Annotated in this window: 13 protein-coding genes; all 13 read left to right on the forward strand. The window is 61.2% G+C overall.

What is annotated here, in order from left to right:
* Positions 1-61: 61 nt before the first annotated feature.
* The 13 genes from B5F17_RS05255 (at position 62) to B5F17_RS05310 (ending at position 13,192) form a co-directional block, all read left to right on the forward strand.
* Positions 62-1,399, forward strand: a complete 1,338-nt coding sequence (locus tag B5F17_RS05255; protein WP_087371568.1) for a terminase large subunit domain-containing protein — start codon at positions 62-64, stop codon at positions 1,397-1,399.
* Between the two features lie 571 nt (positions 1,400-1,970).
* Positions 1,971-3,662 (forward strand): portal protein, encoded by a 1,692-nt coding sequence (locus B5F17_RS05260; RefSeq protein ID WP_087371571.1) that lies wholly within the window; start codon positions 1,971-1,973, stop codon positions 3,660-3,662.
* Positions 3,659-3,997 carry a ribosomal-processing cysteine protease Prp gene (locus tag B5F17_RS05265; protein WP_016148841.1) on the forward strand — a complete coding sequence of 113 codons (339 nt, stop codon included), beginning with the start codon at positions 3,659-3,661 and terminating at the stop codon, positions 3,995-3,997. The genes B5F17_RS05260 and B5F17_RS05265 overlap by 4 nt, the downstream gene beginning before the upstream one ends.
* Complete coding sequence (locus B5F17_RS05270; RefSeq protein ID WP_087371574.1) at positions 3,994-4,668, forward strand: hypothetical protein; 675 nt, start codon at positions 3,994-3,996, stop codon at positions 4,666-4,668. The genes B5F17_RS05265 and B5F17_RS05270 overlap by 4 nt, the downstream gene beginning before the upstream one ends.
* Before the next feature lie 34 nt (positions 4,669-4,702).
* Positions 4,703-5,677, forward strand: coding sequence for a N4-gp56 family major capsid protein (locus B5F17_RS05275; protein ID WP_087371577.1), 975 nt, complete (start codon positions 4,703-4,705; stop codon positions 5,675-5,677).
* Positions 5,678-5,775: 98 nt separating this feature from the next.
* Positions 5,776-6,015 (forward strand): hypothetical protein, encoded by a 240-nt coding sequence (locus B5F17_RS05280; protein WP_087371580.1) that lies wholly within the window; start codon positions 5,776-5,778, stop codon positions 6,013-6,015.
* Positions 6,012-6,356 carry a hypothetical protein gene (locus B5F17_RS05285; RefSeq protein WP_087371583.1) on the forward strand — a complete coding sequence of 115 codons (345 nt, stop codon included), beginning with the start codon at positions 6,012-6,014 and terminating at the stop codon, positions 6,354-6,356. The genes B5F17_RS05280 and B5F17_RS05285 overlap by 4 nt, the downstream gene beginning before the upstream one ends.
* A complete protein-coding gene (locus tag B5F17_RS05290; protein ID WP_087371586.1) occupies positions 6,349-7,854 on the forward strand; it encodes a hypothetical protein in 1,506 nt (501 codons plus the stop codon). Before B5F17_RS05285 ends, B5F17_RS05290 begins: the two co-directional genes overlap by 8 nt.
* Before the next feature lie 22 nt (positions 7,855-7,876).
* Complete coding sequence (locus B5F17_RS05295) at positions 7,877-8,728, forward strand: gp58-like family protein (RefSeq protein WP_087371589.1); 852 nt, start codon at positions 7,877-7,879, stop codon at positions 8,726-8,728.
* 403 nt (positions 8,729-9,131) lie between these two features.
* On the forward strand, positions 9,132-10,058 hold the full coding sequence (locus tag B5F17_RS05300) for a hypothetical protein (RefSeq protein ID WP_087371592.1): 927 nt from the start codon (positions 9,132-9,134) through the stop codon (positions 10,056-10,058).
* 23 nt (positions 10,059-10,081) lie between these two features.
* A complete protein-coding gene (locus tag B5F17_RS14810) occupies positions 10,082-10,255 on the forward strand; it encodes a hypothetical protein (protein ID WP_016148833.1) in 174 nt (57 codons plus the stop codon).
* Positions 10,256-10,676: 421 nt separating this feature from the next.
* Positions 10,677-11,207 carry a type II toxin-antitoxin system RelB family anti-toxin gene (locus B5F17_RS05305; protein ID WP_206396702.1) on the forward strand — a complete coding sequence of 177 codons (531 nt, stop codon included), beginning with the start codon at positions 10,677-10,679 and terminating at the stop codon, positions 11,205-11,207.
* 74 nt (positions 11,208-11,281) lie between these two features.
* On the forward strand, positions 11,282-13,192 hold the full coding sequence (locus B5F17_RS05310) for an NAD(+) synthase (RefSeq protein WP_087371598.1): 1,911 nt from the start codon (positions 11,282-11,284) through the stop codon (positions 13,190-13,192).
* Positions 13,193-13,210: the final 18 nt, after the last annotated feature.

Below are 13,210 nucleotides of genomic sequence, written 5' to 3' on the forward strand. Positions count from 1 at the left end.
GCATGCCGATTCTTTAGCATAATTATGCAAAACGGAAAACCATCGAAAGGAGGCGTAAAACGTGGTGCTCTGGAGCCCGCAGAAGCGGCAGGAAATCTTCCTCTCCCGCTTTGAGGACGAGGCACTGTACGGCGGCGCGGCGGGCGGCGGTAAGAGTGAAGCGCTGGTGGTTGAGGCGCTGCGGCAGGTGCAGATCCCGCACTACCGCGCACTCATCCTCAGAAAAACTTACCCCGAGCTGTCCGAGCTCATCGACAAGTCCCAGCGATACTACCGCGGCGCGTTTCCCGCTGCGCAGTGGAGTGAAGCCCGGCACGAGTGGCGTTTCCCGTCGGGCGCGAAGATCAGTTTCGGCGCGATGCAGCACACAAACGACCGTTTTAAATACCAAGGCCGCGCCTACGACTACATCGCGTTCGACGAGCTGACCCACTTTACCCAGGACGAATACCTCTATCTGCTCTCGCGAAACCGCGCGTCCGGTCCGGGTACGCGCGTCTATTTGCGGGCTTCGGCAAACCCCGGCGGCATCGGTCACGGATGGGTCAAAGCACGGTTTTTGACCCCGGCACCGCCCATGCAGACGATCTGGGAAGATGTGAGCATGCTCACGCCCGACGGTGCCGTGCTCAACGCAAAACGCAGCCGAATTTTCGTTCCCAGTACGGTTTTTGACAACCAAATCCTACTCAAAAACGACCCTGCTTACGCTGCTCGCCTGGCAGCCCTGCCCGATGCGGACAAACGTGCGTTGCTCTACGGTGACTGGGACGCGTTCGCCGGTCAGGTCTTTTCCGAGTGGCGTGCTGACCCGGCGCACTACGCCGATCGCCGCTACACCCACGTCGTCGACCCGTTCCCCATCCCCAAAAACTGGCGCATCGTCCGCGGCTTCGACTTCGGCTACTCCCGTCCGTTCTCAGTCGGCTGGTGGGCCATCAGCCCGGACGGCGCTCTATGCCGCATCCGCGAACTTTACGGCTGCACCGGCACGCCAAACGAGGGCGTTCGCTGGGAACCCGCTCGCATCGCACGCGAAATCAAACAAATCGAACAGGACGACCCCAATATCAAAGGCCGCACCGTGCGCGGCGTGGCTGACCCCTCCATCTTCGATGAAAGCCGCGGCGAAAGCGTCGCACAGATGATGGAACGCGAGGGCGTGTTCTTCGATCGCGGCGATAACGCCAGAATCGCGGGTAAAATGCAGGTGCATCATCGACTCGCGTTCGACCACAACGGCATCCCCGGCCTGACCGTGTTCCATACCTGCCGGCACTTTATCCGCACCGTGCCTGCACTTGTGTATGATTCGACCAATGTTGAGGACGTCAATACGTCGATGGAAGATCATATTTATGATGAAATGCGGTATGTTGTGATGGAGTTTTCGCAGTGAATCGATCAGCAGCGCACCCATTCCCGCCCGCAGGCGAAATGAAGTTTGGATCAAACCTTTTCAAAGGTTTGCGGGTTCTCAGGGCAGAGCCCTGAGGCGCGCTCCGCAGAGCGCGAAATACCCCTTTTGATTTCCCCGTCCCCCGCAAGGGGAAATCAACTTAACTTTCGTTTTTATCGCTCGCCGCAGCGAGCGAAATACTCTGCGCGCCAGGCGCGCTCATGGGGAATCCGTTCCCTGCGGAACGGATTCCCAAAACCGCAGCTGCATCTGCTGCCGCGTGGACTGAGCTGCACCGCGTGGGCGGGGAACGGCAGGGGAAAACCAACCGCAGGTTGGTTTTCCATGAGCGGCCAATGGCCGCAGGGGAGTCTTGCCGCCTGCGGGCGGCGCTTTGAAACGAGAGTTTTGTTGAAACCCGGGTCGGACACCGGGTTTCAATAGGGGATTTCGCGTCCTGCGGGACGCGACTCAGGGCGCTGCCCTGAGAACCCGCAGCCTTTGAAAAGGCTGGCGAAACTTTCAGTAAGGGGTGCGGTGATTCTTTATTAAAAAGGAGGTTCTTTCTTTCGTGCAATCCAAAAAACACGTGATCGGCAAGGCCGAAGTCCAACGCGCAGCCGATTTACTCGAGGCCTACCGGCGCGGCAAACAATCGCTCGACCGCCGCATTCTCGAAGATGAGCGATGGTATCGCTTACGTCACGGTGCATCCGTCCGTCCCGGTGAGCCTGCGCCGGCATCCGGCTGGCTGCTCAACAGCTTACTCGGCAAGCACGGCGACATGATGGACAACTACCCTGCGCCTGACGTCCTCCCCCGTGAGCCGTCGGATATGCAGGATGCCAAAACCCTATCACGCATTCTGCCGGTCATTCTGGAGCGGTCGGACTTCGAGGGTTTATACTCGCGCAATGCCTACCCAAAACTGCGTCACGGTACGGCGTGTTACGGTGTCTTCTGGGACCCTGAAGCCGAGGACGGACGGGGTGACGTACGGGTCACGGCGGTCGATCTCTTAAATCTCTTCTGGGAGCCCGGCGTGCGCGACATTCAGGACAGCCGCAATCTGTTCCTGGTCACCCAGTGCGACAACGACCTGCTCGACGCGGCCTATCCGGCTTTGCGCGGCAAGCTGCGCGCGCCCGTGGACAGCGTAAACCAGCGCATTCCCGAGGATGTGCTCGACCGCTCGGGCAAGTCGCAGGTCGTGGACTGGTACTACAAAAAACGTCTGCCGAACGGCAAGACCATCGTGCATTTCTGTAAGTTCGTCGGTTCGACCGTGCTTTACGCCTCTGAAAACGAACAAATGTTTATGAGCCAGGGGCTTTACGATCACGGACAGTATCCCTTTGTGCTCGACGTACTCTTTCCCCTCGAGGACAGCCCGGCCGGGTTCGGCTATGTCGATCTGATGAAGGGCACGCAGGGGTACATCGACCAGCTGGACGCGATCATCTTAAACAACGCCCGTCTTGCCGGTCGGCCGCGCTGGTTCTATCGCGATGCGTGCGGTGTCAACGAGCAGGAATTCGCCGACTTTACCCGCGATTTCGTCCACGTCACCGGCAGGCTTGACCCCGATGATCTGCGGCAGATTGAGGTCGAACCGCTGCCCGCGTTCATCGCGAACCACCTGCAAAATAAGGTCGAGGAACTTAAGGAGACCAGCGGCAACCGCGATTTTGCCCAGGGCGGCACCAACTCCGGTGTCACCGCGGCCTCGGCCATCGCTGCTTTGCAGGAGGCGGGCAGCAAGCTCAGCCGTGACCTCATCAAGGGCAGCTACCGCGCTTTCACACAGGTGTGCACGTTGGTCATCGAGCTCATTCGTCAGTTCTACGACGACAGCCGCGCCGTGCGCATCACCGGCGAGGACGGCAAGCCGGTATTCCTGACCCTCGGCGGTCTGGCGCGGCGCGATCGCCACGTCGCCTTCGACATTCAGGTGCGCGCACAGAAGGCAAGTCCCTTTACCCAGATGAGCCGCAACGAGCAGGCCAAAGAACTCTATCGGCTGGGCTTTTTCCGTCCCGATCTGGCCGGTCAGGCGCTGATTGCGCTCGAAATGATGGACTTCGACGGCATCGAGACCGTCAAAAAGCGCATCGCCGCGCAGGCCGGTGTCCAGCAATCAGCGGTCGATCCGCAGGGCACGACATCGACCACCAAACAGGGCGCACCGCTCACGGTCGCCCAACAGCTCATTCCAAAAACAGGCACGTCCGCAAGTCGGGCAGGGGAGGGTGAAACACCATGATTATGATTTTCGCGGGCAGGCGGGACGACCGCTGCGCCCTGCATGTTGCCGGTCACGCCGGCTACGATAACCGCGGACAGGACATCGTCTGCGCCGCCGTCAGCACACTGGTCAATACCCTGGCCGGTGCCCTCGCTGCCTTCGACTGCCGCGGCTTTCATGCCAAGCTCCAGCCCGGTGACGCGCGCATCACCTGTGCCGCCAGCGGTGCCACCGACGTGCTGTTCTACGCCGCCGTCATCGGTCTGGCGCAGCTGCAAAACACCTATCCAAACTACATCCAGATGCGCACCGAAGGGTATTTCTGTGCCGATCGAGAGGAGGAATCCGTTTGAAACAGTCCGTAAAATCCGACCCGTCCCGCGAGCGCCGCTTCCGCGCCCTCATTCAGGGCGAATTCCGACCGGAATTCAACCGCGAAGTCGCCATCGCTGTGCGCCGCGCGCTGCGTCAGGCGCGTGCCAAGCAGCAGGGCGTGTCCGATGAAACGGGAAAGACCGCGCTGCCCGTGCGTCTGGCAGCGGGTGACCGTCCGACAGGCGAGGGGCTGCGTCCGGGCGCTGACTCCATGCGTACGGTAGTCGACCCGGTTCGTCCGGGCGAGCAGCCCGACGAGCGTGTGCGCCAGACCGTGCACGATGCGCTCGTGCGTGCGCAGTACAAGGTCTGGCAGGCGCAGGAAGCCGAGGCCAAGCGGCGTTATCCCGCCATGTCGCTCGAGCGGGAGCTGCAAAACCCCGACTTCGTCCGTCTGCTCACCGACCCCAAGCGTCCCATGAGCGTATGCCGCGCCTATGAAGCCGTCCACCTCGACGACATCCAGGCCGACATCGCACGCGAAGCCGCCGTGCGCACCGCCGTCCGCATGGCTGCGCTGTCACGCCGTCCCCGCGAGAGCGGCGCCGCCCCGCAGGCCGGTCTGCCCATGCATTACGGTGCGTCCGACCCCAAGTCCCGCGCCGAAATCGCACGCCGTGCCCTGCGCGGTGAGCGCATCACGCTGTAAAAAATTCATGTTCCACACGAAAGGAGAAACATCTATGTCCTTTAAGTTTGATTATCAGCTGTTCGCCATCAACACCACCGAGACCATGCCGGACGAGATCAAGACCTACTACGACGACTATCTGATCGACTGCTCGATGCCTAAGCTGGTGCACGATCAGTTCGGCCAGAAGCGTCCCATCCCGGCAGGCCGCGGCAAGACCATCGAGTTCCGCAAGGTCAGCCCGCTGCCCGTGTCCACCACGCCGCTGACCGAGGGCGTGACCCCGGAAAGTCAGCAGCTGACCATCTCCACCGTCGAGGCTCCCGTGCAGCAGTACGGCGGCTATGTCGAGCTGTCCGATATGGTTGTGCTGACCGCCATCGACAACAATCTGGTCATTGCGGCCAAGCAGCTGGGCGCACAGGCCGGCAAGACGCTGGACGCCATCACCCGCGAGGTGCTGGCTGGCGGCACCAATGTGCAGTACGCCGAAGGTCAGGTCACCGAGAGAAACCAGCTGGTCGGCGGCAAGGCCGAGGGCAACCACTATCTGACCGTCGATGCTGTCCGCCGCGCCGTGCGCACGCTCAAAAAGCAGGATGCCGAGCCGATCGGCGACAGCTTCATCGGCATCATCCACCCCGATGTCGCCTACGACCTGATGAGTGACCCCAAGTGGGTGAACGTCAAGTCCTATTCCGACCCTGACGGCATCTACGAGGGCGAGATCGGCAAGATCGAGAACGTCCGCTTTGTCGAGACCTCCGAGGCCAAGGTGTTCGATGGTGCGGGCGCGGATGGCCGTGACGTGTACGCCACTCTGATTCTGGGCGACAACGCCTATGGTACCACCGAGATCGAGGGCGGCGGTCTGACGCTCATCGTCAAGCAGCTGGGCTCGGGCGGCGCGTCCGATCCGCTCGATCAGCGCGCGTCGGTCGCTTGGAAGGCAACCAAGGCCGCTGTCCGCTTACAGGAGGCGTACATGGTGCGCATCGAGACCACGTCCACGTTTACCGGCGAGTGATTTCGGAATATTTATCCGAAAGATGAATAACAGGATGCAGGAAGATTTTTAAAATCCTGCAAAATAAAAGCGACACACAAAAGGGAGGAGACTGACCCATGAACAAAGCCAACCAGAAGGAAGAAGAGCTCGTTGAGATCACCCTGTTTGCCGACGGCGACCGCTATCAGGACGATGTGTTCGTCTGCGTCAACGGTGAGAGCTGCCTGATTAAGCGCGGCGTACCGGTCAAGGTGCGTCCGATGTTTGCACGCGCCCTGGCCGACTCGGCTGAGCAGGACAAGCTCGCAGAGTCCATGATGCGTCGTGCGCACGAGCGAGGGGAGGCGGTCAGATGACCATGCAGCAGGCACTCGAGCAGCTCGCACGCCGCTGGCCCACCGCCCACGGCGACGACGAGGCGCTCCCGCTCGTCCTGCAAGCCGAAAATATCGCCCGCGCGGAAGTGCTCGGTCAGCAGCCGCTGACCGAAGCACCCGACGGTGCCCTGTCCATCCCCGCGCCCTACGACATGGCGTACGTCCATTTCGCCGCCGCCCTGCTCGCGCAGATGGATGGCGTATACGACCGCTACAACGCAGAACTTGCGCTCTATAACGGCCTGTACGAGACTTGGGCACGGGCACATCGACGCGAAAACCTGCCCCCGCGCGGCGCGGAGGTGGTCGCCTATGGCTGATTACCCCTACCTTTCGGGTACGTCTCCCGCGCGCACCCGCACGGACAGCTTTTCCGGTCTGGATCGCCGTGACCGCGCCTCTGCCGGTGCGGTGCGCGACGGTCTGCACCTGTCCACCGACGCGCTGCCCGCCCTGCGCGTCTGTCCGACCGACGAGAAAGTTCAGGATCTGACCGCGTGCACCGACCTGCTTTCGGCCTGCGGCTGTCTCATCTGGACGAGCGGCGGCAATCTGTACGTCGACGGCGTCAACAAGGGCGGCGTGCGCGATGAAAAACATCAGATGGTCGTGCTGGGCAAGCGCCTGTTCCTGTTCCCCGAAAAGCAGTATCTGACGCTGGGCGAGAGCGGCGGCTTGCAGAACATGGAAGCGCGCGTGGTCGGCGGTGCGACCTTCACCGACGATTCGCTCGAACTGACCACGACCAAGGGCTTTTCGGTCGGGGACGGCGTGACCATCGAAAAGTGCACCCGCTACCCGGAAAACAACAAGACCGCCGTCGTGCGCGAGATCGACGGCAATACCCTGATTTTCTCCGAGGGATGCTTTACCGCGGGTACTGAGAGTGCGATCATCGTCACCCGCAAGGTGCCCGACCTCGACTTTGTCTGCGAAAAGGACAACCGCCTGTGGGGCGTGCATGACAATGCCGTGTGCTGCTCGGTGCTCGGCGACCCGCTCAACTGGATGGTGTACGAGGGTTTGGCAACCGATGCGTTTGAGGCCGAGGTCGGCACCGACGGCGCGTTCACCGGCATTGCGGCGGCGTCCAGTCATGTGCTGTGCTTCAAGGAAAACTGCGTGCACAAGATCTACGGCGCGAAGCCGTCCAATTTTCAGGTGCAGGTAAGCAGCATTCCGGGCGTGCAGGCCGGGTGCGAACGCGCCATCCGCAACGTCGGGGAGACCGTTTACTGGTGGGCACGCGATGGCCTGATGGCCTACGGCGGCGGCATCCCCGACCGCCTGAGCGCACCGCTGGGCGATGCCGGATACACCGACATGTGCATGGGCGAGGACGGTCACAAACTGTGGCTGTCCGGCCTGCGAAACGGTCAGCCGGAGACCTTGGTCTACGACATCGAACAGGCCGCCTTTTTGCCCGTGGACAGCCGGAAAGCCGTGCAGTTTGCCTGCCACGACGGGGCACGGTATCTGGCAGAAGAAACGGCACTTTGGAAGACCGGCACCGACCGCAAAAACACCGACTTTGCCGCCGTGTTCGGCCCCTTCCGCCAGACTTCACCTGCCGTGCTGACCGGTCTGACCATCCTGGCTGACTGCGTGGGCGAGTGTACGCTGGCTTGTGCCGTGCGCACCGAGCGCGGCGACTGGATGCCGGTCTGGGCGAGCGGGAGACTGCATGACGGCAGAGCGCGCATCCCCGTACCCGCCGTGCGCGGCATGCAGTTCTGGCTGCGCGTGACCGGCAGGGGAGACGTGACCCTGCAATCGATCGTGCGCATTCTGCACCCCGACGGCCCGGACGATCTGTAAACCCGAAAGGAGTGATTTTCTCATGGCAGTCTTAACCACAGACGCGCTGCCCAAATACGACCCCAATGACCTGCCCGCGACGGTCAAAAAACTGCATGACTACACCACGTCGCTCACCGAAATGCTGCGCTTTGTGCTCATGAATCTGGACGAGGACAACGTGCAGGGACTGGACACACTAAACCGCGAGATGCAGGACGCACAGGGCAACCTGTCCCAGATCCAGCAGACCGCGCAGGGCATTCTCACCCGCGTGGAAAACGCCGAGGGCGATCTGTCCGCCGTCATGCAGACCGCCGACGGCCTGACCACCCGCGTCGAGTCGGCTGAGGGCAATTTGTCCACCCTCACCCAGACCGCAGATTCCCTCGCCGCCCGCGTCTACAACACCGAAATGGGTCTGACCTCGATCAATGTCACCGCCAACAAGATCGAGACCCGCGTCGAGGACTTAAACGGCAAATACTCCAGCCTTCAGCAGACCGTCGACGGCTTCGACTTCACCGGTATGGTTACCTTCCGCGCCCTCGAACGCGAGGGTGAAAGCGTCATCAATGGCAATAACATCACCACCGGCGACCTGCACGTCGCATCCGACGGCGTCGGCGCATTGTATTTCTACAACGGCGACGTTGCGATGGAGAACATCGTCGGCGCGATCGAGGTCTATTCGGGTACTTACCCCGACCTGTTCATCGAGAGCCGTTACGGCAATAATATCCGCATCCAGGCCGATGCCCAGCTGGCACTCGAAGCCGGATATCAGGGGCATATCTACATGAAAGCCGATGATTATATCCAGCTGCGTGCAGGCGGCGTGGATTATTACTTCCGCGCAGATGGCATCTATCGCGGAAGTGAGAAGGTGGTGTAAAAAACCATAGCACCGTATCTATTCCCGCCCGTAGGCGACAAGCGGGTCCGGGCCTGCGGCCCGGCGCGATCCAGCCGCGCAGGCTGGCCGCCGTCCGCAGACGGCGGAATTCCCCTTTTGATTTCCCCGTCCCCCGCAAGGGAAAATCAACTTAACTTTCGTTTTTATCGCTCGCCGGAGCGAGCGAAAAGCTTTGCGCGTCTGCGGACGCGCTTTGAAACGAGAGTTTTGTTGAAACCCGGGTCGGACACCGGGTTTCAAAAGGGGATTTCGCGGCTTGCGAGCCGCGACTCAGGGCTCTGCCCTGAGAACCCGCAGCCTTTGAAAAGGCTGGCGAAACTTTCAGTAAGGGGTGCGGTGCTGACTCATCCCAATCAATCCACAAAGGAGGAAATTTCTTTTTATGGCTTACCAAAGTTACGATCCCTCGGTCGACTATGCCGATCGCCTGCGCCGTATGATGCAGGCCGGTGCCAGTGCTGCCGAGGTCGAAAGTGTGCTGCGCCAGCGCGTCAACAAGGCGACCTCTGAGCCCGGTCACGAGCAATACGCCTACGACGCGTACTACACCGCCGCACGCGATTACATCAACCGCAACAGTACCTTCGGTGGTCTGTACAATACGGGCGCACAGACGGGCGCTGTGAGCGGCGGTACGGCATCGTATACCGATCCCTATGCCGAGCGTCTGGAAAGCGCTCTGAGCCGTCTGGAGTCCCGTGAGCCCTTTTCCTATGACCCGGAATCCGACCCGGTATTCCAGTCCTACCGCGACACCTACCGCAGAGAGGGCGACCGTGCGGCAAAGAACACCCTCGGAGAAGCGGCAGCGCTGACCGGTGGGCAGGCAAGCACGGCAGCCGTCGCGGCAGCCTCGCAGGCGCGGGATTATTACAACAGCAAGGTGGGCGATGTCGTGCCCGAGCTGTACCAGCTGGCGTGGCAGATGTACCAGTCCGAGCAGAACAGCCTGCTCGGTGAGATCGAGACCCTGGCCGGTCTGTCGGCTGCGGCCTACGACCGTCAGACCGACCGTCTGGCGCAGGATTACGCGATCTACAAGGACGAGCGGGACTTCGCCTACAACCAGTATCAGGACGTGCTCGATCGCGAGCAGACCGCCGCGCAGGACTGGTACGACCGCACCTACGATTACGACAAGCTCAGCCAGTCGGCGGCGCAGTCGGCTGAAAAGCAGGCGTACACCCGTGCGATGGCGTTCCTGAATGCCGGAGTCATGCCCACCGACCAGATGCTCAAGGCAGCCGGTATTGACAAGGAGACCGCGCGCTCGCTGCGCGCCGCAGCCCTGCGCAAGCTGGGTCAGTAACAACCGAAAGGAGAGAAAACGCGATGGAAGCACAGTACCGCACACTCGACGAGGTACCCGAATGGGGTCGGGACACCGTCCGCTATTTGCTGGCAAAAAATTACCTCAGACGGCAGGAGGACGGCACCTTGCCGCTCAACGACACCCTGCTCAATGCGCTGGTCATCAACGACCGCGCCGGTCTGTATGACCTGTGATGTGCGGTAGGCGGACGCGGCACAAAGCGGGAGCAAAACAGGCTGTGTACAGTCGAAATCTGTAGAAAAAGTCACAATATGACACAAAAAGACCGGTCACGCGATGGCCTGAACATCGACTGACCGGGACGGCAGGGAAGGGGAGAACACCGGAAAAACGGATACAAGATCCGACCGGTTTCTCCGTTCCTGACCGACAAAAACCATCTGAAATCGTGCGTACACGTCAAAAACCTGTTTGGTTCGGGCTGACATTTGTTCTGACATGTTCAGATAGAACATTTGACAATGTTTAAACACATGTCAAATGAAAGTCAAAAAATGTCAAACGGAATGTCAGAACATTGACAAGTTTTGTCAAATCCGGTATGATAGGGGAGAACAAAACCGGAACACAAAACGAACGCAGGAGGAACAGAACGTGTATGAGTCCAGCGGAGCCGGACGGCTCAAAACGCTGCGCGAACAGGCCGGACTGACCCAGCAGGAGCTGAGCCGTCAGACCGGTGTGTCCCGCAGTCTGATTTCCCAGTGGGAAAATGGGGTCATTTCGGTGTCCCTCGCCACCAAAAAGCGCGTCGCGTCCTACTTTGGTGTAGACGTGTCCGCGCTCGACGGCGAGGCGACCAGCGCACAGGCTGCGCCCCGTCCGTCCCAGACGGTGCGGGACAGTCTGCCGCCCAGAGTGGAGATGAGCGCAGCCGTGCGGCAGGAGATGAGCGAGCTTGCCGCACAGTATGCTGCACTCAATCACAAACTCGAACAGATGCTGGGTCGTCTGACCCAAGACGAGCTGACTGCCGTGCGCGAGAGCGCTGCACGCATGGCGCAGGCCGTCGAGACCGAACTTGTTTTCCGTCAGGTCAAGGCCTTTCAGGACAGACCGGACGCAGCCTCGCGCGATGAGGTACTGCGCGCGGTCGAAGCCCTCATGGGGCAGGGCAATGGGTAAGCTTTCCTTGCGCATCGCCCGCGCCGCCTATATAATATAGGTAGGCATTCAGGTCAATCTGAAGGAGGAACAACATGAAAGATGGTTTTTTGAAGGTCGCCGCCGCTACCCCGCGCATCCGCGTCGCCGACTGTGCTTATAATACCGCCCGCGTCATCGAGCTCATGGGAGAAGCCATGGACGCCGGTGTCTCGCTGTGCGTTTTCCCCGAGCTGGTACTGACCGGCTACACCTGCGGCGACCTGTTCTTACAGGAAGCCCTGCTGCGCGCCGCCGAGGACGGTCTGACCCGTATCCTCGAGCACTCGGCACGCTCGCCCATGGTCATCGCCGTCGGCCTGCCCATTCAGGTAGACAACGCACTCTATAACTGTGCCGCGATCTGCTGCCGCGGCCAGCTGCTCGGCCTCGTGCCCAAGCAGAACATTCCCAATTACAGCGAATTCTACGAGGCGCGCCACTTCACCTCGGGCGCTGGTATGGTGACCCGCACGGTCACCCTGTGTGGTCAGCAGGTACCCCTTGGAGTCGATCTGCTGTTCCGCTGCCGCACCATGCCCAGCCTGGTCATCGGCTGCGAGATCTGCGAAGACCTCTGGGTTCCCGCACCGCCGTCCGGCCAGCTGGCAGAGGCGGGTGCGACCGTCATCGTCAACCTGTCGGCTTCCGACGAGCTCATCGGCAAGGCGGCGTACCGCCGTCAGCTGGTGACCGGTCAGTCGGCGCGTCTGGCCTGCGGTTATCTGTACGCCGATGCAGGCCTCGGCGAGTCCACCCAGGATTTGGTCTTTGCCGGTCATAACCTCATCTGCGAAAACGGCACCATGCTGGCCGAGTCCGAGCGCTTCACCACCGGCCTGATTACGACCGAGCTTGACCTCGGACGCATCGCCCACGAGCGCCGCCGCATGAACACCTTTGGTCAGTCGCAGACCCGCATGACCGACATTTACTTCGACCTGCCCCTGCGCGAGACCCAGCTGACCCGTGTCTTTGCCCAGACTCCCTTCGTACCCGCCGACCAGAGTGATCTGGCTGCGCGCTGCGAGGAGATTCTGCACTTGCAGGCGGTCGGTCTGGCAACCCGTCTGCGCCACACCCGCGCCAAGTCCGCGGTCATCGGTCTGTCGGGCGGTCTGGATTCCACCCTTGCTTTGATTGTCACCGTGCACGCCTTCGATCTGCTCGGCTGGCCGCGCAGCAACATCCAGACGGTCACCATGCCCTGCTTCGGCACCACCCGCCGCACCAAGTCCAACGCCGAACAGCTGGCCGAGGCCTACGGCACCAGCCTGCGATGCGTGGACATCAAGGCAGCCGTCACCCAGCACTTTGCCGACATCGGTCACGACCCGGACACGCTGGATGTTACCTTTGAGAACGCACAGGCACGCCAGCGCACCTATATCTTAATGGACATCGCAAACAAGATGGGCGGTCTGGTCATCGGTACGGGCGACCTGTCCGAGCTGGCACTCGGCTGGGCGACCTATAACGGCGACCACATGTCCATGTACGGCGTCAACGCCTCCATCCCCAAGACGCTCGTGCGCTACCTGACCTCCTTCGAGGCATCCCGTGCACCCGACGGTCTGCGCGAGATCCTGCTCGACGTGCTGGGCACGCCGGTATCGCCCGAGCTGCTACCGCCCAAGGACGGCGAGATCAGCCAGAAGACCGAGGAATTGGTCGGCCCCTACGAGCTGCACGACTTCTTCCTCTATTATATGCTGCGCTTCGGCTACCCGCCGCGCAAGCTCTACCGCATCGCCTGCCGCGCCTTCGAGGGTGTGCACAGCCGTGCGACGGTCAAGAAGTGGCTCGTCACATTCATCCGCCGCTTCTTCGCCCAGCAGTTCAAGCGCTCCTGCCTGCCCGACGGCCCCAAGGTCGGTACGGTCACCCTGTCGCCCAGAGGCGACTGGCGCATGCCGTCTGACGCGGTGAGCGAGGTCTGGCTCAAGGAAGCCGAAAACCTGGAATAACAAAAGTTAAAAGTACGA

Source organism: Butyricicoccus pullicaecorum (assembly GCF_002160355.1).
GTDB classification, from domain to species: Bacteria; Bacillota; Clostridia; order Oscillospirales; family Butyricicoccaceae; genus Butyricicoccus; species Butyricicoccus pullicaecorum.